Origin of the sequence: Haemophilus sp. SZY H35 (assembly GCF_018829705.1) — a bacterium.
Lineage (GTDB): Bacteria > Pseudomonadota > Gammaproteobacteria > Enterobacterales > Pasteurellaceae > Haemophilus > Haemophilus haemolyticus_K.
Map to the genome: position 1 here is coordinate 174,470 of NZ_JAHKJZ010000003.1, position 22,628 is coordinate 197,097.

The window sequence follows — 22,628 nt, forward strand, 5'->3', positions numbered from 1 at the left end:
AAGGAAAAGCAAAATGAGCTTTAAAGAAATTTTAGAAACCTTACCCACAATCGATCATTTAACCGGTTTAAATGTGATGGATGGTAAAACGATTATCCACAACATTCCAGCCATACCAGGTAAATTAGGTTCGCTTCGACTTTATAATGCATTAGCTGAAAAATTTAACGGGAAATTAAACCGCACTTCCGCACAACAAGGCGTTGAATGGTTTGCAGAATACATCGAAGATGCAAAAGCGAATCCAGGCAAGCATCCGAACATTGATTTACTATTTAAAGTCATTGATGAAAATCTTAATTTAACCCTGATTCCACTTTGCTAATTAATCAGAATTATTTAGAATAATTGAACTTTTGATTGACAAAACCTGTCTTATTAACAAATTGGTTCAATAAAATAGCTTATTGTGCTATAACTAAGTACATTGATTGGCAAAAGCCAAAATAAAGAAGGGAAACGATGGATAAAGAAACACAAATGATGTTAGTTCCTCAAGGCAGTATCGAAGGTTATATTCGTGCGGCAAATGAATATCCGATGCTGACCGCAGAGGAAGAAAAGGAATTGGCAGAACGTTTGTATTATCACGAGGATTTAGATGCTGCGAAAAAACTCATTTTGTCGCATCTTCGTTTCGTGATCCATGTTGCGCGTGGCTATTCTGGCTATGGTTTGCCACAAGCTGACTTAATCCAAGAAGGCAATATCGGCTTAATGAAAGCTGTTAAACGTTTTAACCCTGAAGTTGGTGTACGTTTGGTGTCATTCGCCGTGCATTGGATTAAAGCGGAAATCCACGAATATGTTCTTCGTAACTGGCGTATCGTAAAAGTAGCGACCACGAAAGCTCAACGTAAATTATTTTTCAACCTACGCAAAACTAAACAACGTTTAGGCTGGTTCAATGAAAATGAAGTTGATCTAGTAGCAAATGAATTGGGTGTTTCCAAAGAAGATGTGATCGAAATGGAATCGCGTATGAGCGGTGCAGATGTAGGTTTTGATTTACCTACTGATGATGCAGAAACAGAGACTTATTCTCCAGCCCTTTATTTGGAAGATAAAAGTTCCAATTTCGCAGCAGAGCTTGAAGATGAAAACTTTGAAAGCCAAGCAACCGAGCAATTAGGTGCTGCGCTACAAAGTCTAGATGCGCGTAGTCAGGATATTATCAAAGCTCGTTGGTTAGATGATAACAAAGCTACATTGCACGACTTGGCAGCGAAATATAATGTCTCTGCGGAACGTATCCGTCAATTAGAAACCAATGCGCTGAAAAAATTAAAAAGTGCGGTGAGTTTTTAAATAACTTAGAAAAAGAAAACCTGCTAATTAGCAGGTTTTTTATTTATCATTTAAACGTAATTTCAAATCTTCAACAGTTTGGCAAGTCTTAATCTTATCAAACACTTGGTTCGCTTCATCATATTCCTTATTCAAATAACGTAACCACTGTTTAATTCGTGCCACATGATAAAAACCGCTGTCATATTCATTTTCGACATTCGCGTATTTTTGCAAGATTTTTTGAATCTCACACCAAGGCATTTTTTCTGCATTTGATTTCAGAACATGGCTTAAATTCGGAATATTCAATGCACCTCGTCCCACCATTAAATCCTGACAACCTGTTTGGGATAAGCAGTCTTGCCCATCTCGCCAATGCCAAATTTCTCCGTTAGCAATAACAGGAATGGATAAACGCTCTCGGACTTCACCAATTTTTTTCCAATTAATTCGATCAGCACGATAACCATCGGCTTTTGTGCGTCCATGAACTGTAATTTCGGTTGCTCCACCCTGCTCCACCGCATCAGCGATTTCAAAAGCTTGAGAAATATCATCCCAGCCTAACCGCACTTTTACACTAACGGGGAGTTCACTTGGCACAGCTCTGCGTAAGGCTTGAGTGGCACTATAAATCAATTCAGGCTGTTTCAATAATGCCGCACCACCATTACTGCCATTCACAGTTTTAGAGGGGCAACCACAATTTAAATCAATGCCATGAGAACCAAGCTCGATCGCACGAATCGCATTTTCAGCAAGGCATTCTGGATGCTGCCCTAGCAACTGCACTCGCACAGGCGTGCCAGAGGAAGTAAAGCCCTGATTTTTTAATTCAGGGCATAAACGATAAAATACTTTTTCAGGGAGAAGTTGATCAACTACGCGCACAAATTCTGTTATACATAAATCATAGTCATTCACTTCGGTGAGAAGTTGGCGTACAAAGGGATCTAAAACCCCTTGCATAGGCGCAAGAATAACACGCACTATTTCCAGCCTTTTGCTTTACAAATTAAATCGTAAGCAGCTTGAATCTGTTGAGTTTTTTCTTTTGCCATTTCCATCATTTCTGGCGGTAAACCTTTCGCCACGAGTTTATCTGGATGGTGTTCATTCATTAAACGACGATAAGCACGCTTAACCGTGTTTTGCTCGTCGGACTCAGTCACACCCAATACTTTATAGGCATCATTTAAAGTTGGACCTGAAGCATGTTGGTAACCACCACTATTTTGTTGCTGATATTGTTGGTAACCACCTTGATAGGCACCTTGTTGATATTGCTGATAAAAACCGCCTTGAGTAAAAGCTCGAGCAGCCATTTCCATTGCTATCATCTGTTCAAATTGCATACGAGAAAGACCCAGTTCTTCAGCGATCACATAAAGCACTTCTTTCTCATTTTCGTGAAGTTCTGAATCGGCAAAAGCCGCCTGAACTTGCACTTGTAAGAACATTCGTAATAAATCAGCACGTTGCCCACAGCCAATGCGAAATTCACGGATAACTTGACGAATCGGGAAATCAGATTCTTTACCACGACGAAACGCATCCTGCGCTAATTTGCGCCCCGCATCATCCAATTTAAGCTGAATCATTAATTGATTAGCTAATTGGATATCTTCTTCTGTTACACGCCCTTTCGATTTACTTAAATGCCCTAACACCGCAAAGGTGGTTTGCATAAACAAGTCTTGACGCGTTGTTTTCTTTTTAAAGAAACTGGAACTTACCGAACCAAGTTCATACAATTTTTTATCTGCAATAGAGCCTAAAATGAGCCCAGCAATCGCACCAAAAAACCCACCAACTTTCCAACCTAAAAATACGCCTATAATTTTTCCAATAAATCCCATTCTTTCCCCTGTTAAGTCAAAGTGCGGTTATTTTTATAATGTTATTTATAATGATGACAAAAATTTATTTCTCAAGTTTTATACGCCAAATTCGGCACGATAAGCACGCATTTCTGGCAAATGGCTACTGTATCGAGGATCTTGTTCGATAAATTGCATCAAGTCATCTAAATCAATGATTGATAGCACTTGGCATTGATAATCACATTCAACTTCTTGAATTGCAGAAAGCTCGCCTTTTCCTCTCTCCTTACGGTTTAAGGCGATTAATACCGCTGCAAGCTCTGCCTTATTTGCACTGATTAATTCCATAGATTCACGGATCGCAGTACCCGCCGTAATCACGTCATCCACAAGCAAAATTTTTCCTTGCAATGGGCTACCAATTAAATTGCCGCCCTCTCCGTGATCTTTCACTTCTTTGCGATTAAAACACACGGGTTTATCAATACCATAACGATTAAATAGCGCCACCGAAACTGACGTGCCAATTGGAATACCTTTGTAAGCCGGGCCAAAAACAACATCAAAATCTACCGCACTTGCCTGAATTGCCGCAGCATAGAACTCGCCTAAACGCGCTAAATCTGCCCCCGTATTGAACAAACCCGCATTGAAGAAATACGGACTTTTACGCCCCGATTTCAAAGTAAACTCTCCGAATTTCAATACATTTCGGCTTAAAGCAAATTCGATAAAATCGCGTTTATATTGTTCCATTTTTTAATCCCTATAAACTGTGTTTATAAGCCTAGCGCTTCGCGTTGAGCGATGAAAATTTGATTACAGCCTTGTTTAGCTAAATCTAATAATGTTAATAATTCTTCATGGCTAAATGGCTCTCCTTCTGCAGTGCCTTGCACCTCAATCATGCGACCATCTTCCATCATCACAACATTCATATCCGTTTCTGCTGCAGAATCTTCTACGTATTCCAAATCACAAACTGCTTGACCATCAACAATCCCTACAGAAATTGCCGAAACTAAACCTTTAATTGGATTAGTTTTTAACGTGCCATTCTCAATTAAACCATTGATCGCATCACATAATGCGACAGCCGCACCGGTGATAGAAGCTGTTCGAGTACCACCATCCGCTTGAATAACATCGCAATCTAAAGTAATCGCACGTTCACCAAGTGCTTTGAGATCCACCATCGCGCGCAAAGAGCGGGCAATTAAGCGTTGAATTTCCATTGTGCGTCCACCTTGTTTACCTTTAGCCGCTTCGCGTTGCATGCGACTATGTGTTGAGCGTGGTAACATTCCATATTCAGCCGTGACCCAGCCTTGCCCCTGTCCTTTTAAGAAACGCGGAACAGCATCTTCCACTGTTGCAGTACAAAGCACTTTGGTATCACCAAATTCAACAAGCACAGAACCTTCAGCATGCTTGGTATAGTTACGAGTGATTTTAATTGGGCGGGGTTGATTATTTTCTCGATTATTTGGACGCATAATTATTCCTTGATATGGTTTCGAACGATGTAATAAAAAAGCGCACTATTCTAGCACGCTTTGGTTTTCATTATTGGGTAGTTTTTTCAAAGTCACGAATTTTGTGGAAAGTTTCGTTTAAATCTGCCGCAAAATTAATTTTTTGAATATCTGGCGAAGAATTAGATTTAACTAACATTCTCAACGGCTGGAATTGCATATTGCACAAGTAAAGTTGTTGATGCGGCAACATATGTTGAACAAATCGAGTAAGCGCATGAATGCCACCAGCATCAAGCACTGTCACTGCATCACATTGCAGCACAATATGTCGGATTTCATGATCGGTATGAACCGTTCTATCATGCAAATCTGCAAATAATTTATCTGCAGCAGCAAAGAAAAGTGGACCGCTAATTCGGTAAACCAAAACATTATCTAAATCTTCAGGCGCATTGTGCTCAATGGCTTTTGTCATCTCAGCAATCGTCCGAATAAACAAGAGACTCGCAAGCAACACCCCCACACTAATCGCAATCACCATATCAAATAATACGGTCAAAATAAGACAAGTCAGCAACACCGCCATTTCATTTTTGCCTGAACGGCGAGCAAGGTGAATAATATCGTGCACACTTGCCATATTCCACGCCACCACCAACAACAAAGCAGCCATAGATGACAAAGGCAAATAAGAAAGGGCTTGCGAAAACAAAAGTAAAGCGAATAAAACAAGTATTGCGTGCACGACACTCGATATTGGCGATACCGCCCCTGATTTCACATTAGCCGCAGAACGAGCAATCGCAGCTGTTGCCGTAATCCCACCAAAAAACGGAGAAATGATATTCCCCAAGCCTTGTGCTAATAACTCGTTATTAGAGTGATGTTTAGTATCAGTCATATTATCTAAAATCACGGCACAAAGAAGTGATTCAATTGCGCCTAATACCGCCATTGAAAAAGCAATGGGTAACAACGCTTGTAAGATATTAAAATCCCAATGAATTAATTGACCTTGTGCATCAGGAATATTCCACGGCAGAGAAAAATCTGGCAATACATTAGGAATCCCATGACCAATGGAACCATCAGGCAAAGTATATTGGAATGCAGATCCAATCGTCGCCACCTCAAAACCAAAATTCTGTAATGCTATAGCTAAAATTGTACCAATAATCACAGCAGGTAGATGCCCTGGCACTGCCAAACGCAATTTATGCCATTGAGTCAGGACTAATAGTGTTACCACACCAACTGCTGTATTGGCCCAATTTATCGTAGGAAGTGCGGTAAAAATTATTTGGATTTTTGCGAGATAATGCGCCGGCATTTTTTCTATGGAAAGCCCCAAAAAATCCTTAATCTGCAAAGTACCAATAGTAATGCCAATCCCACAAGTAAAACCTAAGGTGACGGGCAAGGGAATATATTCAATTAAACGTCCTAGACGAAATAACGCCATCAACACTAAAATGAACCCCGAAAGCAACGTTGCCATCAAAAGACCACTTAGCCCAAATTGTTGAGTAACAGGGTATAGAATCACAACAAAAGCGGCTGTAGGCCCAGATATATTAAAGCGAGAACCACCCGTCAGCGCGATAACGATACCCGCAATAATTGCCGTGTAAAGACCATGTTGCGGCGGTACACCACTCGCAATAGCCAAAGCCATGGAAAGCGGAATTGCAATTACACCAACGGTCAACCCTGAAATAATGTCGCGAATCAGAGATTTTTTCGAATAACCTAAACGAAAGGAATCTTTCAGCGCGCTAAAGGGTTTTACAGCTAAAAAAACATTTTTAGAAAATAACGCTTTAATATGCATAAAAAAACTACAAACGATAAATAAAGTGCGGTTATTCTAGCGAAACTTTTAAAAGTTTTTTATGTTCTAGCGCAAAAAACTTGACTAAACTGGAGCAAATCTTTATAGTTTGCGCACCTTTTACGGTGAGATGTCCGAGTGGTTGAAGGAGCACGCCTGGAAAGCGTGTATGTGGGAAACTGCATCAAGGGTTCGAATCCCTTTCTCACCGCCATCCTAATTTAATCCCCTTATTTTTCTTCTTTCCTTCTTATTCAAAATCAATTTTTTATTCTTCTTATTTTTATTACGCTCATTGAATTTTTTCATCAATGCAGTAAACTAGGCACCGATTTTTAATCACCTCTCTTTTCACTTTAAATGTTACCTGCGAGTAACAAAAGGACACATCATGACAAACAAAGTAAACAGTTATGTCTGGAAAGCCTTAATTGGCTCTGCCGTCGGCTATGCAATGGACGGTTTCGATCTTCTCATTTTAGGTTTCATGCTTAGCGCAATTTCTGCAGACTTAAATCTAACACCAGCCCAAGGTGGATCTCTCGTAACTTGGACACTGATTGGCGCAGTTTTTGGCGGCATTTTATTTGGCGCATTAAGCGATAAATACGGACGTGTACGCGTGCTTACTTGGACTATTCTTCTCTTTGCGGTGTTTACTGGTTTATGTGCGATTGCGCAAGGTTATTGGGACTTACTGATTTATCGCACAATTGCTGGTATTGGATTAGGCGGTGAATTTGGAATTGGGATGGCTCTAGCAGCCGAAGCATGGCCCGCACGCCACCGAGCTAAAGCAGCATCTTATGTTGCATTAGGTTGGCAAGCTGGTGTGTTAGGTGCCGCATTACTTACACCATTATTGCTCCCGCATATTGGCTGGCGTGGAATGTTCTTAGTAGGTATCTTCCCTGCATTTGTCGCTTGGTTCTTACGTTCTCATCTACACGAACCTGAAATTTTCACTCAAAAACAAACCGCACTTTCAACGCAATCCAGTTTTACTGATAAATTACGTTCATTTCAGCTTCTTATGAAAGATAAAGCCACGAGCAAAATTAGTCTTGGTATCGTCGTACTCACCTCCGTACAAAACTTCGGTTATTACGGCATTATGATTTGGTTACCTAATTTCTTATCAAAACAACTTGGATTCAGTTTAACTAAATCTGGACTTTGGACAGCCGTTACCGTCTGTGGCATGATGGCTGGAATTTGGATTTTCGGACAACTTGCTGACCGCATCGGACGCAAACCAAGTTTCTTACTTTTCCAATTAGGCGCGGTGATAAGTATCGTGGTTTACTCACAACTTACCGATCCTGACATCATGCTTCTTGCTGGGGCATTTTTAGGTATGTTTGTGAACGGAATGATGGGCGGTTACGGTGCATTGATGGCAGAAGCCTACCCAACAGAAGCTCGAGCAACCGCACAAAACGTACTTTTCAATATTGGTCGTGCCGTAGGGGGATTTGGACCTGTGGTTGTGGGCGCAGTTGTGCTCGCATACTCCTTCCAAACTGCCATCGCCCTACTTGCGATTATCTACGTAATTGATATGTTAGCGACAATTTTCTTAATCCCTGAATTAAAAGGTAAAGCCTTAGACTAAGAAAATATAAAAGATAAAAATGCTCGCCAAGTGCGAGCATTTTTTATGAAATAAAAGTAAGCAATTGTAAGAATACTTGTTCAGCTGAAATCTCTTTCATTGAACTTGCCGATAAGTAATGCTGATTTTTACCATAACAGCCAATCAATTTAGGATCCGTTGCGCCATAAAGCGTAATATTGGGCTTATCCAAGGCGGCAGTTAAATGCGCCAAGCCTGTATCCACCGACACTACGGCTTTTGCATTCGCAAGCTGTTTTGCAAGCTCCGTTAAAGTTAACTTAGGCAACACGATCACATTAGAATGAGCTTGAGCCAAACGCTCTGCTCGCGCTTTTTCCTGTTCACTTCCCCAAGGCAAGCGAATTTCGTAATCAGAAAGTGCGGTAATTTTTTCAACCAATTTTTGCCACTCAGATTCTTCCCAATGCTTATCTGCCCGAGTTGTAGAATGAATAAATACCACATAGTTTTTTTCTGAAGTTTGATGAAGAAAATGGCGAGCAATACCATAGTCGCCCTGAACTTGAGGTAATTCATAACCTAAACTTTGAGCAAAAAGCTGACGAATTCGTTCCACCGCATGCTGTTGATAAGGAATAGCATATTTTTTATCGTAGAAAAAAGATGCTAGCGGCTCTCGAATGCTTTGACGATCATAGCCATGTTTCACACCTTGAGCGAAACGAGTTGCAAATAAAGCACTTTTAATGAGCCCTTGCGCATCAATTACCGCATCATAGTTTTCATCCTGCAACAAAGTGCGGTAATTTTTCCACTCATTTATTGTTTGAATGGAAAAAGGCGATTTACGCCAACGGCGCAAAGCAATAGGAATCACGCGATTTACGGCGGAATGCCAACGTGGAATTTCTGCAAAGTTTTCTTCCACCACCCAATCAATACTTAAACTAGGAATCGCCTTTTGTGCATCAGTCAAGGCAGGCAAAGTGTGGATAACATCCCCCATAGAGGAAGTCTTAATCACGCATACTTTCATTTAATTAACCTTCTTCCCCAGTGCATAATCCCAAGCCCAGATACGGCTAAAATGCCCCCAATAATTAAGGAGGAATCCACTTGTTCATTCAACCAAACGGCAGAGAATAAAATGCCTAAAATCGGCACAAGAATAATATAAGCCGAGGCATTGCCTGCCCCTAAGTGTTTCACACCATCAAAATACCATGCATAAGCCAATACCGTTGCACCAAATGCAAGACCAAGTAAACTAAACCATTGCGATCCATTTAATTGAAATACGGTTGCCCAATCTTCCGCACTTTCCGTCCATAATGTTGCCAACGTCAGCATGAAAAAACCAAAAGTAGAAGAAATCGTGGTAGCGGTGAGAGAATCAATTCCGATTAATACTTTACGAGCCAATAAAGTATAAGCAACCCAGCAAACTAAAGCACAAAGCAATAACATTTGACCGAATCCAAAATTTTGTAAGAGATTAGTTGGATTCCCTTTTGTCATAGCTAACAAAGAACCGCTAATCGCAATAATCATCCCTAATACAACCCAACGATTCCATTTTTCTTTAAATAATAAAATCGCAAAAAACATCGTAAAGACAGGATTAGAGGCAACGATCATCGTTCCTTGCCCAGCTGGAACATATTTCAAACCCCAAATAAAGAAAGTTGAATAACCAAAGATCCCCAGCAAAGCAGTTAACAATAACCCCACCCATTGATTAGGTCGCAGTTGTTTAGCATATTTGAAACGATTCGCCGCATATAGCCAAATAATGAGTGGAATAATGGCGAAAAAAAAGCGCACGCTTGAAGCAATAAATGTCGGCATAGCTTGGGCAACCACTCGCCCCCAAGGCCAAGAGGCGCCCCATAAAATCACCATTCCAATTAATTGTAAATGTATGCGTAGAGGGTTCATTTTGATAATAATGCCTCTAATTTTTCTAATGCTATTTCCGGCGTAATATCAATCAAACTTTGATGATATCCGCCCTCTTTATCGCCTTTACGGACTTTAATCAATCCACCTTCAATTAAACGAATAATCGTCGCTTTATCCGAAAGTGGCGGCGTATATTGCGGGCTAGTAGGTCCATAAAGTGCAATCAATGGACGATTTACTGCAGCAGCAATATGCATTAAACCACTGTCATTGGTCACGACTGCCGTACAATTTGCAATTAAATCCACGGCTTCACTTAAGTTGGTTTTTCCTGCTAAATTGACACAAAACTCACGCAACGCTTCTGGCAGCGCTTGACGGATTTCTTCGCCCACAGGTTCATCTTTAGCAGAGCCAAATAATTCCACTGCATAGCCTTGGGTAATTAACATTTCTGCTAATTTAGCATAATGATAATGTGGCCAACGTTTTGCTGGGCCAAATTCTGCGCCAGGACAAAAACCAATAATCGGACGTTCGCCTAAAAGTGCGGTCTGTTTTTCAAAGTTTTTTAAGGTTTCAGCTTGTTGCGCTGGCTCAATCGTCAAATAGGGTTTCAAGATAGGAATATCATCGGCTTTTGGTACAGAATTTTTTTCAAAAGCTAATGCAACATAACGCTGCACCATCATTGGATAATCTTTTTTATTGGCTCGTAAATCATTCAATAAAATATAACGGCTTTCACCTTTCCAACCACGACGATGGATAATTTTTGCAAAGAAAGGAATAAGCGCAGATTTCAATGAATTAGGCAAAACAATCGCCATATCATATTGTTCACGCAAAGACTTTCCTAAACGATAACGCGTTCCCAATTCAAAGGCCCCGTGCCCTAATGGCATTTCAATCGCCTTACACACCTCTGGCATTCGCGCAAGCAAAGGCTTACACCAATTCGGTGCCATCACATCAATATTGCAGTTTGGATATTGAATTTTCAGTTGCTGGTACAAACTGTGCGACATCATCATATCGCCAACCCAAGAAGGGCCAATAATTAGAATATTCATTTTCTGTCTTTCAGATAAAAGTGCGGTCAAAAATACCGAGATTTTTAACCGCACTTTGTTGATGGGAAGTAGGCAAACCTACGGTTTATTTTCTATTCAACCACGCCATATATTCAGCCACGCCTTCCGCGACTGTTTTGAATGGTTTATCGTAGCCTGTTGAGCGAAGTTTAGTCAAATCTGCTTGAGTATATTCTTGATAACGAGATTTCAAATGCTCTGGGAATGGAATAGTTTCAATCTCGCCTTTACCGTGGAATTTCACTACTGCATCAGCCACCGCACGGAAACTTTCTGCATTTCCTGTACCAAGGTTGTAAATACCAGAAATACCATTTTGCCAACACCAAATATTCACTGCAGCCACATCGCCCACATAAACAAAATCACGGCGGAAGTGTTCGCTGCCTGCAAATAATTTTGGATTTTCGCCTTTTAAGATTTGGTTATTCAAGTGGAATGCTACGCTCGCCATAGAACCTTTATGATTTTCACGCGGCCCGTAAACATTGAAATAACGGAAACCACATACTGGCGATTTTGCTTCTGGCAAAATGTTGCGTACATATTGGTCGAATAAGAATTTAGAATAGCCATAAACATTTAACGGACCTTCAAATTCACGTTCTTCACGGAATACCTTGGTGTCTCCATAAGTTGCTGCACTTGAGGCATAAAAGAAAGGAATTTCGCGATCAAGGCAATAATGCAACAACTCTTTAGAATATTCGTAGTTGTTGTGCATAATGTATTTGCCATCCCATTCCGTAGTCGCAGAACATGCCCCCTCGTGGAATACTGCATCAATATCGCCAAATTCGTCGCCCGCAATAATAGAAGCAATGAAATCTTCTTTATCGCAATAATCTGCAATATCTAAATCAACTAAATTGGCAAATTTTGTGCCATCTTTTAAGTTATCTACCACTAAAATATCTTTGCGCCCTAAATCATTTAATGCTTTGACAATATTGCTGCCAATAAAACCTGCGCCACCTGTTACGATAATCATAATTCTGTCCTCTTTAAAATAAGTCTGCGTATTGTAATAGATTTTCTACCGCTTAGCCAAAAAACTCTGCGAAAAACAACCGCACTTTTAATCCCCAATAACTCGTGAGGCCGGTCGTAACAAGATCCATTTTGCCTTTACTCAACAGCACAATTGTGGGCGTTACATTAATTTGCCATCGTTCTGCAAATTCCCCTTTAGGATCGTTAACCGTAGTGAAGTGGTAGTCATTTTTACTTAAATAATCATTTACGTCCGCCTCATTACCTGAACGTAACGCCACCGATACAACTTGATAGCCTTCTTTCGCTAAAGAATTAATTGCTGGCGAAGTATAGCGACAATAACCACACCAAGTTCCCCAAAAATAAAGCAGCGTCGCTTTATTTTGATCAAGACTTTCAAGAGAGAACGTATTCCCTTGAAGATCTTGTAACGTGATTTTATTTATTTCCTCTGGTACCACAGGGCGACGAACAAAATCCAGTATGCTACTCATCACAATAAAAGTTAAAAAGAGGGATAATCCATTCTTAAGTAGTTTTTTAATCTTCATTTTCTTTATTCCTTATCGCATTGAGATGATTGTAATCAAGCATAAAACCACAGTCAAAAATAAGGGATTTTTGCTACAATAGGTAAAACATAAATAAAAGGAGGAAAATAATGACACCGAATCAACTTGCTCAATATATCGATCACACCGCACTGACCGCAGAAAAAAATGAACAAGATATTTTGACACTCTGTCATGAAGCGATTGAACACGGATTTTATTCTGTATGTATCAATTCTGGTTATATTCCACTCGCTAAAGAAAAACTTACAGGATCAAATGTAAAAATTTGCACCGTAGTTGGCTTCCCTTTGGGTGCTAATTTAACCTCTGTCAAAGTATTTGAAACACAAGAATCCATTAAATCAGGTGCAAATGAAATTGATATGGTGATTAATGTAGGTTGGATAAAATCGCAAAAATGGAATGCCGTAAAACAGGATATTCAAGCTGTATTTGATGCTTGTAATGGCACGCCATTAAAAGTAATTTTAGAAACTTGTTTGCTCACTAAAGATGAGATAGTGAAAGCCTGTGAAATTTGTAAAGAAATCGGTGTGGCTTTTGTTAAAACATCAACAGGTTTCAATAAAGGCGGTGCGACTGTAGAAGATGTTGCATTGATGAAACAAACAGTCGGCAATATTGGTGTTAAAGCATCAGGTGGTGTGCGTGATACTGAAACTGCACTTGCAATGATTAAAGCGGGTGCGACTCGCATTGGTGCAAGCGCTGGCATTGCAATTATTAGCGGAACGCAAGATACCCAAAGCACTTACTAATCCTTTCACGCGTGGTATCCTCACCACGCGTTTTTACATATTCGATAATTTCTGTAGCAAACGATCCATAGCTCGATATCCCAAAGCTTCCGCTAAGTGCGGTTGAGAAATTTGTTGTTCTCCTTGTAGATCGGCAATGGTTCGAGAAACTTTCAGAATACGATGGTAAGCCCGAACAGAAAGCCCTAGTTTATTCAGCGCATTTTCAAGGAAAAAGGCATCTTTATCACTTAACTTGCAATCACGTTCAATCTCTTTACTGTTCAAATAAGCGTTAATTTTCCCCGATCTTTCCATTTGAATCTCACGCACTTTTAACACTTTTTCTCGTACTTGTGCGCTGGTTTCGCCACGATCGCCGGTATTTTGTAAGCTGCCTTGTGGCAATAAAGGCACTTCAATAGACAAATCAAAACGATCTAAAAATGGCCCTGAAAGTCGATTTAAATAACGCATAATTTGCTGGGGTGAAGTGCGGTTATGTGTTCCGGTATAATGGCCTGTGGGACTTGGATTCATCGCTGCCACCAATTGAAAACGAGCTGGAAATTGGATTTTGGCATTAGCACGAGAAATAATAATCTCACCACTTTCCAAAGGCTGACGTAGTGCATCTAACACCTTTCGCTCAAATTCTGGAAGTTCATCAAGAAAAAGCACACCATTTGTTGCTAAGGATATTTCACCAGGTTTTGGGATCGTCCCGCTGTTAAATCTATAAATAAGTGGCATAATAGGCAAAACCTAGAACAGTGGAATAAGGCTTTAGCCTATTTTTTTACCCTTTAAAGATACTATTTCAAGGCGGAAACTATGCGAATAGCTTTCAAATTATTCTAAAATATATAAATAGCAGTCAAATTATTTATGAAAACAGAACAAACTTTTAAACAAGTTCGTAAGATCAAACCCACACGCTTTAGCGTATCAGGCTATCTTCCTTTCAGAGAGGGAATAAGCATACCTTACGAATCTACTCTTGAACGAGATTTTTTGCTTTATTTCACTTACCTTCCATCGGTAGAGGAAATCATTGCACAACCTGCACGCATACTGTTTGTAAAAAATGGTATGACTTATCCTTACACGCCCGACTATCTGATTCGTTTTAATGACGGACGACGCTCACTTTTGGTTGAAGTTAAGCCAAAATCACAATGGCAGGCACATTGGAAAGAATGGAAAGAAAAATGGAAAACAGCAATGGCGTTTGCTAAACAGAACGATTGTGTCTTTCATATCTATGATGAAGATAAAATCTATCATAGCGCTTTTCTCAACATTCATTTTCTACAACGCTACAAACGCTTGCAATGCGATCCTGAAGATATTCAAGCGGTACTTTCTCAAGTGGAATTAATGGGTATAACTAACATTGATTGCCTACTGGCGCGTTTCTTTGGCGGCTCACTCTATCGAGGACAAGGACTTCGTATCATCTATCATTTATTGGTGAATAAACAATTAACCTGCAACTGGTTTGAGCCAATCACCGAATTTACCGAAGTATGGGGGTTTTATGACTAATTCAGCTAACTTCATTCACCCACGCCATCACCCAAAATTAACGCGTGAACGCATTATTTTAAAGAAAGGCAACGTTTATATAAACCGCAAGGACGGCGAGCAATATGAGTTGGTGGAATATCTTGATGAAAATGCACAAGTCTTGATCCGAAACCTTCATACGCGCCAATGCAAAATTACCAGTATTTATCAGCTTGAAAACGTGAAAATCAACGAGCGAGAAGATTTATCGGTGGATTTAAGTGAAATCAGTGATGAATATTGGGAAAAGGCACTTGAACGCTATGAAATGATTAAGCCGTTATTGGAAAGAGATCAACCAATTAAGGAACGTGCAGCGGAATTAGGCGTAAGCGAACGCAGTTTATATCGTTGGTTAAACGCATATAACGCACTCGGTTCTGTTGCAGGATTAGTCGAACGTAAACGCGGTTGGTCGAAAGGCAATTCACGATTAACCAAAGAGCAAGATGAACTGGTAGCGAGCGTAATTAACGAGTTTTATTTACACAAGCAACGTCCAACAATGGAGCAAACCATTCGTGAAGTGCAGCGTGTGGCAAGTCAAAAAGGCATTCCAAGTCCTTGTCGTCGCACAATTAGTTTACGCCTTTCAAATATTTCAGAAGAAGAAAAGTTGCGTAAACGCGGACAAAAGGAAAAAGCGAAAAACAAATTCACACCGAAGCCAAATAGTTTCCCGAATGCGGATCACCCTTTAAGTGTTATTCAAATCGACCATACACCTGTCGATCTAATTATTGTCGATAACCAATATCGTAAGCCGATTGGCAGACCTTATTTAACATTGGCAATGGACGTGTATAGCCGAATGATTACAGGGTACTACCTGTCACTTGATGCACCATCAGTAACATCAGTTGCAATGTGTATCGCTCGTAGTATTTTGCCGAAAGAACGTTTGCTACTCGACCATAATGTAAAAGGTGAATGGTCGGTATTTGGTTATCCCAATAAGATCCACGTTGATAATGGTGCAGATTTCCGTTCATTGGATTTATCGAAGTCTTGTCAAATGCACGGTATTACACTTGAATTCCGCCCTGTTGGTCGCCCTGAATTTGGTGGACACATTGAGCGTGTAATCGGTACTTTTATGAAAGAAGTTCACGGTTTAAGTGGAACAACGTTCTCTAATATAAAAGAGAAAGATACTTATCAATCAGAAGCCGAAGCGGTGATGACTTTAGATGAATTTGAAACGTGGTTAATCAATTACATCGTAAATGTGTATCACAAACGCACTCATTCTGCGTTAGGTATGTCGCCAGTTCAAAAATGGCGATTAGGAATTTTTGGTGATGGTAACAATGCTGGTAGAGGTTATCATCAAATGCCTGCTGATGAACAAACGTTACTACTTGATTTCTTGCCAAGTGAGAAACGAACTATTCAGCATAATGGTGTAACCATTGATGGCTTACGTTACTATGATGCTGCGTTGAATATGTATATCAACGATTCAGATGAAAAAGGTAAAAGTAAGGAATTTTTATTCCGTCGCGACCCACGAAATATCGGGAAAATTTGGTTCTACGATCCAAAATTGAAGCGTTATTTCCCTATTCCGTTTGCAGACCAATCCTTACCTGATATGAGTATTTGGGAATACAAACAGGTTCGCCAATTCTTGAAAGATAAAGATGAAAAACTTATTCACTCACAACAAATTCACGATGCTTTAACTGAAATGCGTGATTTGGTTGAACAATCGGCACAACGTACGAAAAAAGCACGACGACAAGCTCAACGGCAGAAAGTCCATGCGAAAAGTAAAGTGGTTATTCCAACAGCATTACCCGAAAGCAAACCAAAAGAGCAAATTAAACAACCTACTTCTAACTTGCTTTTAGATGATGATTTCACGTTTGGAGAGATTGAATAATGGAAAAGCAATATGAGCATATTCACGAAAAATTTCGTCATTTAGTAACGGCAAGTAATCAAGAGCGAATTGAATTTTTAGATGAACCACGTTGGGTAGGTTATGCCGTTGCGAATAAGATTATTGATAATTTGGTTTCTTTGATGCATAAACCCAAACGCCCTCGTATGTTAAATTTATTAGTCGTTGGGGATTCGAATAATGGAAAAACCACGTTAATACGCCATTTTTATAATTTACATGGAACACCTTTTGTCGATTCAAAGGCTGATGGTAATTGTCCTATTATCTTAGCGGAAGCACCACCTAGTGCGAATGAAAAGGAGCTTTATATTTCATTATTGGAGCGTTTTTACATTCCCTATCGGGCAACGGATAGTATCGCTAAATTGCGTTATCAAACAATTCATTTATTCCGCGAGTTCAAAGTAAAAATGCTGATTATTGACGAGTTCCATTCCTTATTGGTTGGCACACCACGTCAGCAACGGCAAGTAATGAATGCGATTAAGATGCTGTGTAATGAGCTGCAAATTCCGATTGTGGGTGTAGGTACGCGTGATGCCATTCGGGTACTACATACCGACCCTCAACACGCGAGCCGTTTTGATGTTGCCGAGTTACCAACATGGAAGCTGGATAAGGAATTTCAAAAACTATTATTCCAGTTTCAAGGTATTTTGCCTTTGAAGAAGTGTTCTAACCTTCAATCGCCTGAATTAGCAACCCGAATCCATACGATTTCAGGTGGTAATTTAGGGAATGTACATCGCTTATTAACCGCTTGTGCTGTTGAAGCCATCAACACAGGTACAGAGCAAATCACTTTAGATATTATTGAGCATAACGCATGGGTACAACCAACACAGGGCTTCCGAAAAATTATCGGGTAAAATCAGGTGTTATCCGAACATCACTTTACCCAAACGAAAGTATTAGTTCATGGCTTATTCGTGCAGCATTAGATTGTGGCACGGAGCCTATCATTTTTACTGGCTTTTATTGGGATAAGTGGCGTTTATGGACGCTTGATTTAGACAGAGGATTCGAGCCGATAGCACCGCAGATTTATGCAGATATAACGGAATTATCCTTGAATAGACAGATTGATTTAACTTGTCATTCGCTTTATTCAGTCTTAAAACCGATTAATGGTGAACAGACGTTGTTAAAAGGTCAAGCCAAATGGGTACTTCCGCGAAGTTCTCGAAATCGCTCATATCGTAGCGGTCAACCGTATTGTGCTTGTTGTTTAGAAGAAACCCCTTATTTGCGTAATGAATGGCGTTTAGCGTGGCATTTTGGCTGTTTGAAACATCGCGCATTGCTTGAAACAAAATGCCCTCATTGTGGCGAACCTTATCAACCGCATTTGCTTTCAGCGGATAAACGACAGCTTAACCATTGCCATCACTGCGGTAAGCGTTTATCCGTAGCAGGTGAAAAACTTACCGAAGTGGAAAAAGAAGCCTTGATGTTACTTGATGAAGTATTTAAAACTGATTCAGGATATTATTTTCAGCAACAAGTAAACGCCCAAGCTTACTTTGCGATATTACGCTACTTTATCAATCTTATTCGTCGTGCTGCTATGGTAAAACCCTCTCACGCAATAGCAAGATTTGTTGAGCAGCTCGGTATTTCTCAAACGGCATTATGCCAAACGAAAACCGCACTTGCTTTTGAAGTGCTTCCAGTTGAAGAACGCAAGCATTTAATCGTTAATGCGGTTAAAATACTTCAAATGCCACGTGAAACGCTTATTCAGGCAATAAAACAAAGTGGTATCACACAAAAAGCCTTTGCTTTTGAAACATACCCAATCGAGCTTGAAACATTCTTTAAACACGCTTTAAAAGGCAAAACAGTAACACGCAAAGCCTCTCTGCGTAGTTCAAAAAATAGTTCTGTTTTAAGTCTAAACCGTCAATGGGAACGACTAAAACGACAGTTACAAATCGCAGTATGAACATTACTCACATTCGCTCTCAAAATAGCTGCTCTATTTGTGGCAAAAGTCCAGTAAAACGCAAATTCCAAGAGGAATACTATTGCGCGAATTGCTACGCCCAATGGTTTAAAAAGAAAGTATGCAAAGGGTGCGGACAACTTAAACGTATTCATCGTAGTGGTGAACTTTGCCTTGAGTGTGAAAGAAAGACGGATTGCGTGCGTTGTGGTAAGGTAGCTGGCACTTTTGAAGTCGGTATGATAAGCCCTTACGGAGCAGTATGCAGTGCGTGCGTTCGCTACTTCCGTGAAGAAAAAGAATGTTCAGAATGTGGTAAAATGACACGCGATAGATACCGTTCACCTGTTACGAATGAATCTGTATGTTTATCTTGCTACCGTAAATATACCTTTGGCACTTGCAAGAACTGTCGTCGTTATCGCAAGATTCACAATGAAGAAAAGCAGTTGTGCAAGAAATGTGATGAACAACTTCTCTCACGTTGCCCCAAATGCAAAGGTGAAATGCCATCAGGTTACGGCAAGGTCTGCCCTGATTGTGCAAGACGAATCCTATTATTCAATATGATTCGCTTAAATGTGCATATTTTTCGCAATAAGGCAGTAAAAACCGCCTACAAGAAATTCATTTTTTGGTATATGCGAAAATGCGGTATTAGCGTTGCTTTGCATAAAGGTTCGGATTTTATGCGTTTCTTCATTGATTGTGATGATATTTGGCAGAAAATCCCTGATTATGCAGAATTGGTTACGCACTTTAAGCCAAACGGTTTGCGTGCCAATTTAACCGTGTTACGTTGGTTACTTGATACTCATCAAATAGTTATAGATGAAGCCTTAAAAGACGATTTAGCTGAATTGGAACGCATACAAGCATTATTCAATAAATTGAAAGAATCGGTGCCTTGTATCGCAAGTTACTATCAGATGTTACAACAACGCTTTGATAGCGGTAAAACTTCGCTTAAATCGGTACGATTAGCTTTGCAACCTGCTATCGACTTAATTAGCTCTCAAGCGATAACAGATTATCCTACACAGGAACAGTTAAACCATTACTTGAGCGAGAAAACAGGTCAAATTGCGGCAATTACAGGGTTTATCAATCACCTGAAATCGGCATATCACCGCGAGTTAGGCATTGACCGCAAACTTATTCAACAGATGAAAGCTAAACGGCTCAAAAAGCGTTATTCGCAACGTTTAGTGGAACTCTACAAGCAAACAGAATTAACCGCTACGGAACAAATGGAGCTAGTTTATGTTGTGCTATATAACTTGCATGGTATCGAAATCAAAAAGCCAAAACTTGATGCGATTTTACTATTAGATGGCGTGGCTTATTACCGTGATAAGACGAAGGATTGTTTCCTTCCACAAGACATCTATCTGCGTATAAAACCGCAGTTTTAACGAGAAAAAATGTTATTTTTGCGATCTCGCTCGAAAAATTGAAACACATTTCTCGACAAAAATCACTTAACTGTTAAGGTGTCGTCCAGTTATCAATCTATCAACTAACTGGAGAAAACCATGAACAGTACAAAAAACTCAACCTTAAAAGCTCAATTTAAACAATGGCTTGAGGAAGAACAGAAAACCGATGAGATGATCGCATTTGCCACTATACCGCACATTTTAAGACGGTTTGACAGGCAGCTTGCCATCATCAAAGGAAATCGACTTGAGAAACGTTATCTAAGCGAATGGCGGAAGCTGTTTCGGATAAATAGAGAAATTGATAAAGAACTTTTTAGGATTAATTTTTCTTTATAATAAGGAAAATTAGAATAGAAAGAACGGCTATTTATCCATTTTAATGACTTTCTTAATTTTTTCTACTATGCCTAAAAATGCCTTTAACCGATTAAAGTTAAAGGCATTTTAGTTTAATAAGTTAGATCTAACAATATATGTTTATTCATCAGTAAATGTGATAGGTGCTGGCTTTGGCTTTCCTTTTCGTCTTTCTTTCTCTTTTTCTAAGAGCATTTCTTCCATTATGCGAGGAAAGGCTTGCTCTGCTCGTGATACATAATCTGATTGAGTAAGTAAACTTCTTACACTGATCGGGCAACGTAAACAAGTAGTATCTTCTGCAAATCTCACTTCTACTTTAGGTCTTTCATTTTCTTCGCTTTCATCGTCATCAAAATTGAAAGCTATATCAAAAACGGCTAATACCACTTGATTATCTGCGATTTCGTATGCACCATAAATAGTAAATAAGTTATATATTGGTTGTTCTATCTTTTTGGCGATGTTTCTCAAAGATTTATTCAAAGAAATAACACTAAAATCAAAGGTAGATTCTGAATAAAGTGTAGCTAGTCCTTTCATAAACTCTTTAAAATCTTCATAGGACATTTTACGTAAATCAACGTTAAGTGATGTATCTTTCATTATTTTTCCCTTAATAACGAGTGAAATTATCCCAATAGGCAATATGTTCATTTTTCATCTCTCCCCACAGGACAACACAGGGAAAGAGTGCTAATGTAGGCATTGTCAAAATCATATTTGCATTGGAAATAGGGGTTTTCAAGTAACCAAACCGATAAATTAAACCAGCAATGAGTATAATGAATTCAAACAGTATCGCATAAGCATTGCCTACCGCAATGACATAGCACATTAGATTATCTTGATAATTTACAATTAAATAACGACTTATAGTGATGATAATCACCAACAATATGACATAGTAGAAAAAGCGTAATCTTTTTGCACATTGATAGAATATATTTAATGTCAGAATGTAAATTAAAATAAATGCTTGCATTTTCTAAATTAAGTGAATCACGTAGATTATAAACGATCTTGCTACAAGTATCAGTTAATCTGATAAAATTATACAGAATAGAAAGAATGGCTATTGAGCCATTCTTTTTCTAAAGGACTTTCTTAATTTGTTCGGCTATGCGCTTAATTACAGGAACAACAACACTATTTCCTGCTTGTTTATATAAACTTGCATTACTAATGTTTGGTAAAATAAAATCTTTAGGATACCCCTGAAAATTAAAGCATTCTCTAGGGGTTAATTTTCTGATAGTATTTTTTTTACCTTGAACATTAAGCAATGGAACATTATGTCCACCAGTTCCCATATTAGCTGTTAATGTAGGGCATAAGTTACTTTTATTCGCTCTTACATACTGTCTGCGCCATTGATAAAGAGTTTTAGCATCCTTAATTTCTTCAACTAACTTATCAAAGAAAGGTGTTTTTTCTGTATAAAAATACTTTTCATCAATTGTATTTTCATCTTCTAACATATTTTGTAACGTTGCAGTGAGTTCGATTTTTTCAGGAAACTGAAACTTTTTCATAGCTTGTTCATCTTGGAAGCATACAACATAAATACGTTCTCTATTTTGAGGTATATTTCCATATTCAGAAGCGTTTAGGACTTGATGCTTTATATGGTAGCCGTTATCCATTAATGATTTCTTGATGATTTCAAATGTTCTACCATGATCGTGACTAACTAAGTTTTTTACGTTTTCCAAGAAAATAACTTTGGGTTTCTTTTCAATAAAAATTCTTTCCAACTCAAAATAAAGATCTCCACGACCTTTATCTTCAAACCCTTTTCTATAACCTGCAACCGAAAAAGCCTGACAAGGAAATCCTGCTAACATAATATCAAAATCAGGAATGTCTTTAGCTTGAACATCAGTAATACTACGATGATCTATAAAGGTTTTGTGATTAGCCTTAAATGTTTCAACAGCAAATTTATCTAATTCATTTGCATATACAATTTCAAACCCTGCCTGCTCAAAAGCAATATCAATACCGCCTACACCTGCAAAAAATGAAGCACATCTCATTTTCATAAAAAATCTCAATAACCATAATATGGTGGCGTATTATACAGATTTAAGCGTAAAAT

At 39.1% G+C, this 22,628-nt stretch carries 23 protein-coding genes, 1 tRNA gene and 1 pseudogene; 11 read left to right on the top strand and 14 right to left on the bottom strand.

The window, feature by feature from the left end; translation table 11 throughout:
- Positions 1-13: 13 nt before the first annotated feature.
- Complete coding sequence (locus KP710_RS06740; protein ID WP_111407745.1) at positions 14-325, top strand: DUF2322 family protein; 312 nt, start codon at positions 14-16, stop codon at positions 323-325.
- A gap of 137 nt (positions 326-462) precedes the next feature.
- The gene (gene rpoH, locus KP710_RS06745) at positions 463-1,308 is read left to right on the top strand and encodes an RNA polymerase sigma factor RpoH (protein WP_111407746.1); all 846 of its coding nucleotides are present in this window, start codon (positions 463-465) and stop codon (positions 1,306-1,308) included.
- A gap of 39 nt (positions 1,309-1,347) precedes the next feature.
- On the opposite strand, the gene dusC is transcribed toward rpoH, so the two are convergent.
- The 5 genes from dusC to dauA all read right to left on the bottom strand — a co-directional run bounded on the left by dusC (position 1,348) and on the right by dauA (position 6,422).
- Positions 1,348-2,280, bottom strand: coding sequence for a tRNA dihydrouridine(16) synthase DusC (dusC, locus tag KP710_RS06750; RefSeq protein ID WP_111407747.1), 933 nt, complete (start codon positions 2,278-2,280; stop codon positions 1,348-1,350).
- Entirely contained in the window at positions 2,280-3,149 is an 870-nt protein-coding gene (gene djlA, locus KP710_RS06755) for a co-chaperone DjlA (RefSeq protein ID WP_111407748.1), read from the bottom strand. The genes dusC and djlA overlap by 1 nt, the downstream gene beginning before the upstream one ends.
- A gap of 78 nt (positions 3,150-3,227) precedes the next feature.
- Positions 3,228-3,869 (bottom strand): orotate phosphoribosyltransferase, encoded by a 642-nt coding sequence (pyrE, locus tag KP710_RS06760; RefSeq protein WP_111407749.1) that lies wholly within the window; start codon positions 3,867-3,869, stop codon positions 3,228-3,230.
- Positions 3,870-3,892: 23 nt separating this feature from the next.
- Positions 3,893-4,609, bottom strand: coding sequence for a ribonuclease PH (gene rph, locus KP710_RS06765; protein WP_111407750.1), 717 nt, complete (start codon positions 4,607-4,609; stop codon positions 3,893-3,895).
- Between the two features lie 70 nt (positions 4,610-4,679).
- Positions 4,680-6,422 (bottom strand): C4-dicarboxylic acid transporter DauA, encoded by a 1,743-nt coding sequence (gene dauA / locus KP710_RS06770; protein ID WP_215771015.1) that lies wholly within the window; start codon positions 6,420-6,422, stop codon positions 4,680-4,682.
- 124 nt (positions 6,423-6,546) lie between these two features.
- On the opposite strand from dauA, the gene KP710_RS06775 reads away from it, so the two are divergent.
- Both KP710_RS06775 and KP710_RS06780 read left to right on the top strand, forming a co-directional pair.
- Positions 6,547-6,636, top strand: a tRNA-Ser gene (locus KP710_RS06775).
- Between the two features lie 177 nt (positions 6,637-6,813).
- The gene (locus KP710_RS06780) at positions 6,814-8,037 is read left to right on the top strand and encodes an MFS transporter (RefSeq protein WP_215770739.1); all 1,224 of its coding nucleotides are present in this window, start codon (positions 6,814-6,816) and stop codon (positions 8,035-8,037) included.
- Positions 8,038-8,080: 43 nt separating this feature from the next.
- Here KP710_RS06780 and rfaC read toward each other — a convergent pair whose 3' ends face one another.
- The 5 genes from rfaC to KP710_RS06805 all read right to left on the bottom strand — a co-directional run bounded on the left by rfaC (position 8,081) and on the right by KP710_RS06805 (position 12,544).
- Entirely contained in the window at positions 8,081-9,037 is a 957-nt protein-coding gene (gene rfaC / locus KP710_RS06785) for a lipopolysaccharide heptosyltransferase RfaC (protein WP_215771016.1), read from the bottom strand.
- Complete coding sequence (locus tag KP710_RS06790; RefSeq protein WP_215771017.1) at positions 9,034-9,939, bottom strand: DMT family transporter; 906 nt, start codon at positions 9,937-9,939, stop codon at positions 9,034-9,036. Before KP710_RS06790 ends, rfaC begins: the two co-directional genes overlap by 4 nt.
- The gene (gene waaF / locus KP710_RS06795) at positions 9,936-10,976 is read right to left on the bottom strand and encodes a lipopolysaccharide heptosyltransferase II (RefSeq protein WP_215771018.1); all 1,041 of its coding nucleotides are present in this window, start codon (positions 10,974-10,976) and stop codon (positions 9,936-9,938) included. Before waaF ends, KP710_RS06790 begins: the two co-directional genes overlap by 4 nt.
- 85 nt (positions 10,977-11,061) lie before the next feature.
- Positions 11,062-11,988 (bottom strand): ADP-glyceromanno-heptose 6-epimerase, encoded by a 927-nt coding sequence (gene rfaD, locus KP710_RS06800; RefSeq protein WP_005636304.1) that lies wholly within the window; start codon positions 11,986-11,988, stop codon positions 11,062-11,064.
- 52 nt (positions 11,989-12,040) lie between these two features.
- A complete protein-coding gene (locus KP710_RS06805; protein WP_048953418.1) occupies positions 12,041-12,544 on the bottom strand; it encodes a protein disulfide oxidoreductase in 504 nt (167 codons plus the stop codon).
- Between the two features lie 110 nt (positions 12,545-12,654).
- Between KP710_RS06805 and deoC the strand changes: the two genes are divergently transcribed.
- Positions 12,655-13,326, top strand: coding sequence for a deoxyribose-phosphate aldolase (gene deoC / locus KP710_RS06810; RefSeq protein WP_048953412.1), 672 nt, complete (start codon positions 12,655-12,657; stop codon positions 13,324-13,326).
- Positions 13,327-13,359: 33 nt separating this feature from the next.
- On the opposite strand, the pseudogene KP710_RS06815 reads toward deoC, so the two are convergent.
- Positions 13,360-14,031, bottom strand: a pseudogene (locus KP710_RS06815) (ATP-binding protein); the annotation flags it as partial.
- Positions 14,032-14,193: 162 nt separating this feature from the next.
- Between KP710_RS06815 and KP710_RS06820 the strand changes: the two are divergent.
- The 6 genes from KP710_RS06820 to KP710_RS06845 all read left to right on the top strand — a co-directional run bounded on the left by KP710_RS06820 (position 14,194) and on the right by KP710_RS06845 (position 20,506).
- Entirely contained in the window at positions 14,194-14,853 is a 660-nt protein-coding gene (locus KP710_RS06820) for a TnsA endonuclease N-terminal domain-containing protein (RefSeq protein ID WP_215771020.1), read from the top strand.
- On the top strand, positions 14,846-16,759 hold the full coding sequence (locus KP710_RS06825; protein WP_215771021.1) for a TnsB C-terminal domain-containing protein: 1,914 nt from the start codon (positions 14,846-14,848) through the stop codon (positions 16,757-16,759). Before KP710_RS06820 ends, KP710_RS06825 begins: the two co-directional genes overlap by 8 nt.
- Entirely contained in the window at positions 16,759-17,652 is an 894-nt protein-coding gene (locus tag KP710_RS06830) for a TniB family NTP-binding protein (protein WP_215771022.1), read from the top strand. The genes KP710_RS06825 and KP710_RS06830 overlap by 1 nt, the downstream gene beginning before the upstream one ends.
- Positions 17,610-18,728, top strand: a complete 1,119-nt coding sequence (locus KP710_RS06835) for a TniQ family protein (protein ID WP_215771023.1) — start codon at positions 17,610-17,612, stop codon at positions 18,726-18,728. Before KP710_RS06830 ends, KP710_RS06835 begins: the two co-directional genes overlap by 43 nt.
- Entirely contained in the window at positions 18,689-20,143 is a 1,455-nt protein-coding gene (locus KP710_RS06840) for a hypothetical protein (RefSeq protein ID WP_215771024.1), read from the top strand. Before KP710_RS06835 ends, KP710_RS06840 begins: the two co-directional genes overlap by 40 nt.
- 120 nt (positions 20,144-20,263) lie before the next feature.
- Positions 20,264-20,506, top strand: a complete 243-nt coding sequence (locus KP710_RS06845; protein ID WP_215771025.1) for a tRNA delta(2)-isopentenylpyrophosphate transferase — start codon at positions 20,264-20,266, stop codon at positions 20,504-20,506.
- A gap of 141 nt (positions 20,507-20,647) precedes the next feature.
- Here KP710_RS06845 and KP710_RS06850 read toward each other — a convergent pair whose 3' ends face one another.
- The 3 genes from KP710_RS06850 to KP710_RS06860 all read right to left on the bottom strand — a co-directional run bounded on the left by KP710_RS06850 (position 20,648) and on the right by KP710_RS06860 (position 22,572).
- A complete protein-coding gene (locus KP710_RS06850) occupies positions 20,648-21,133 on the bottom strand; it encodes a hypothetical protein (protein ID WP_215771026.1) in 486 nt (161 codons plus the stop codon).
- Between the two features lie 10 nt (positions 21,134-21,143).
- Positions 21,144-21,419, bottom strand: coding sequence for a hypothetical protein (locus KP710_RS06855; RefSeq protein ID WP_215771027.1), 276 nt, complete (start codon positions 21,417-21,419; stop codon positions 21,144-21,146).
- A gap of 202 nt (positions 21,420-21,621) precedes the next feature.
- Positions 21,622-22,572 (bottom strand): DNA cytosine methyltransferase, encoded by a 951-nt coding sequence (locus KP710_RS06860; protein ID WP_215771028.1) that lies wholly within the window; start codon positions 22,570-22,572, stop codon positions 21,622-21,624.
- Positions 22,573-22,628 lie beyond the last annotated feature (56 nt).

What these genes read in the sequence shown, in the direction of transcription:
- KP710_RS06740 (WP_111407745.1), top strand. Translation starts at nt 14, where the DNA reads ATGAGCTTTAAAGAAATTTTAGAAACCTTACCCACAATCGATCATTTA.
- rpoH (WP_111407746.1), top strand. Translation starts at nt 463, where the DNA reads ATGGATAAAGAAACACAAATGATGTTAGTTCCTCAAGGCAGTATCGAA.
- djlA (WP_111407748.1), bottom strand. Translation starts at nt 3,149, where the DNA reads ATGGGATTTATTGGAAAAATTATAGGCGTATTTTTAGGTTGGAAAGTT.
- pyrE (WP_111407749.1), bottom strand. Translation starts at nt 3,869, where the DNA reads ATGGAACAATATAAACGCGATTTTATCGAATTTGCTTTAAGCCGAAAT.
- rph (WP_111407750.1), bottom strand. Translation starts at nt 4,609, where the DNA reads ATGCGTCCAAATAATCGAGAAAATAATCAACCCCGCCCAATTAAAATC.
- dauA (WP_215771015.1), bottom strand. Translation starts at nt 6,422, where the DNA reads ATGCATATTAAAGCGTTATTTTCTAAAAATGTTTTTTTAGCTGTAAAA.
- KP710_RS06780 (WP_215770739.1), top strand. Translation starts at nt 6,814, where the DNA reads ATGACAAACAAAGTAAACAGTTATGTCTGGAAAGCCTTAATTGGCTCT.
- rfaC (WP_215771016.1), bottom strand. Translation starts at nt 9,037, where the DNA reads ATGAAAGTATGCGTGATTAAGACTTCCTCTATGGGGGATGTTATCCAC.
- KP710_RS06790 (WP_215771017.1), bottom strand. Translation starts at nt 9,939, where the DNA reads ATGAACCCTCTACGCATACATTTACAATTAATTGGAATGGTGATTTTA.
- waaF (WP_215771018.1), bottom strand. Translation starts at nt 10,976, where the DNA reads ATGAATATTCTAATTATTGGCCCTTCTTGGGTTGGCGATATGATGATG.
- rfaD (WP_005636304.1), bottom strand. Translation starts at nt 11,988, where the DNA reads ATGATTATCGTAACAGGTGGCGCAGGTTTTATTGGCAGCAATATTGTC.
- KP710_RS06805 (WP_048953418.1), bottom strand. Translation starts at nt 12,544, where the DNA reads ATGAAGATTAAAAAACTACTTAAGAATGGATTATCCCTCTTTTTAACT.
- deoC (WP_048953412.1), top strand. Translation starts at nt 12,655, where the DNA reads ATGACACCGAATCAACTTGCTCAATATATCGATCACACCGCACTGACC.
- KP710_RS06820 (WP_215771020.1), top strand. Translation starts at nt 14,194, where the DNA reads ATGAAAACAGAACAAACTTTTAAACAAGTTCGTAAGATCAAACCCACA.
- KP710_RS06825 (WP_215771021.1), top strand. Translation starts at nt 14,846, where the DNA reads ATGACTAATTCAGCTAACTTCATTCACCCACGCCATCACCCAAAATTA.
- KP710_RS06830 (WP_215771022.1), top strand. Translation starts at nt 16,759, where the DNA reads ATGGAAAAGCAATATGAGCATATTCACGAAAAATTTCGTCATTTAGTA.
- KP710_RS06835 (WP_215771023.1), top strand. Translation starts at nt 17,610, where the DNA reads ATGGGTACAACCAACACAGGGCTTCCGAAAAATTATCGGGTAAAATCA.
- KP710_RS06840 (WP_215771024.1), top strand. Translation starts at nt 18,689, where the DNA reads ATGGGAACGACTAAAACGACAGTTACAAATCGCAGTATGAACATTACT.
- KP710_RS06845 (WP_215771025.1), top strand. Translation starts at nt 20,264, where the DNA reads ATGAACAGTACAAAAAACTCAACCTTAAAAGCTCAATTTAAACAATGG.
- KP710_RS06850 (WP_215771026.1), bottom strand. Translation starts at nt 21,133, where the DNA reads ATGAAAGATACATCACTTAACGTTGATTTACGTAAAATGTCCTATGAA.
- KP710_RS06860 (WP_215771028.1), bottom strand. Translation starts at nt 22,572, where the DNA reads ATGAAAATGAGATGTGCTTCATTTTTTGCAGGTGTAGGCGGTATTGAT.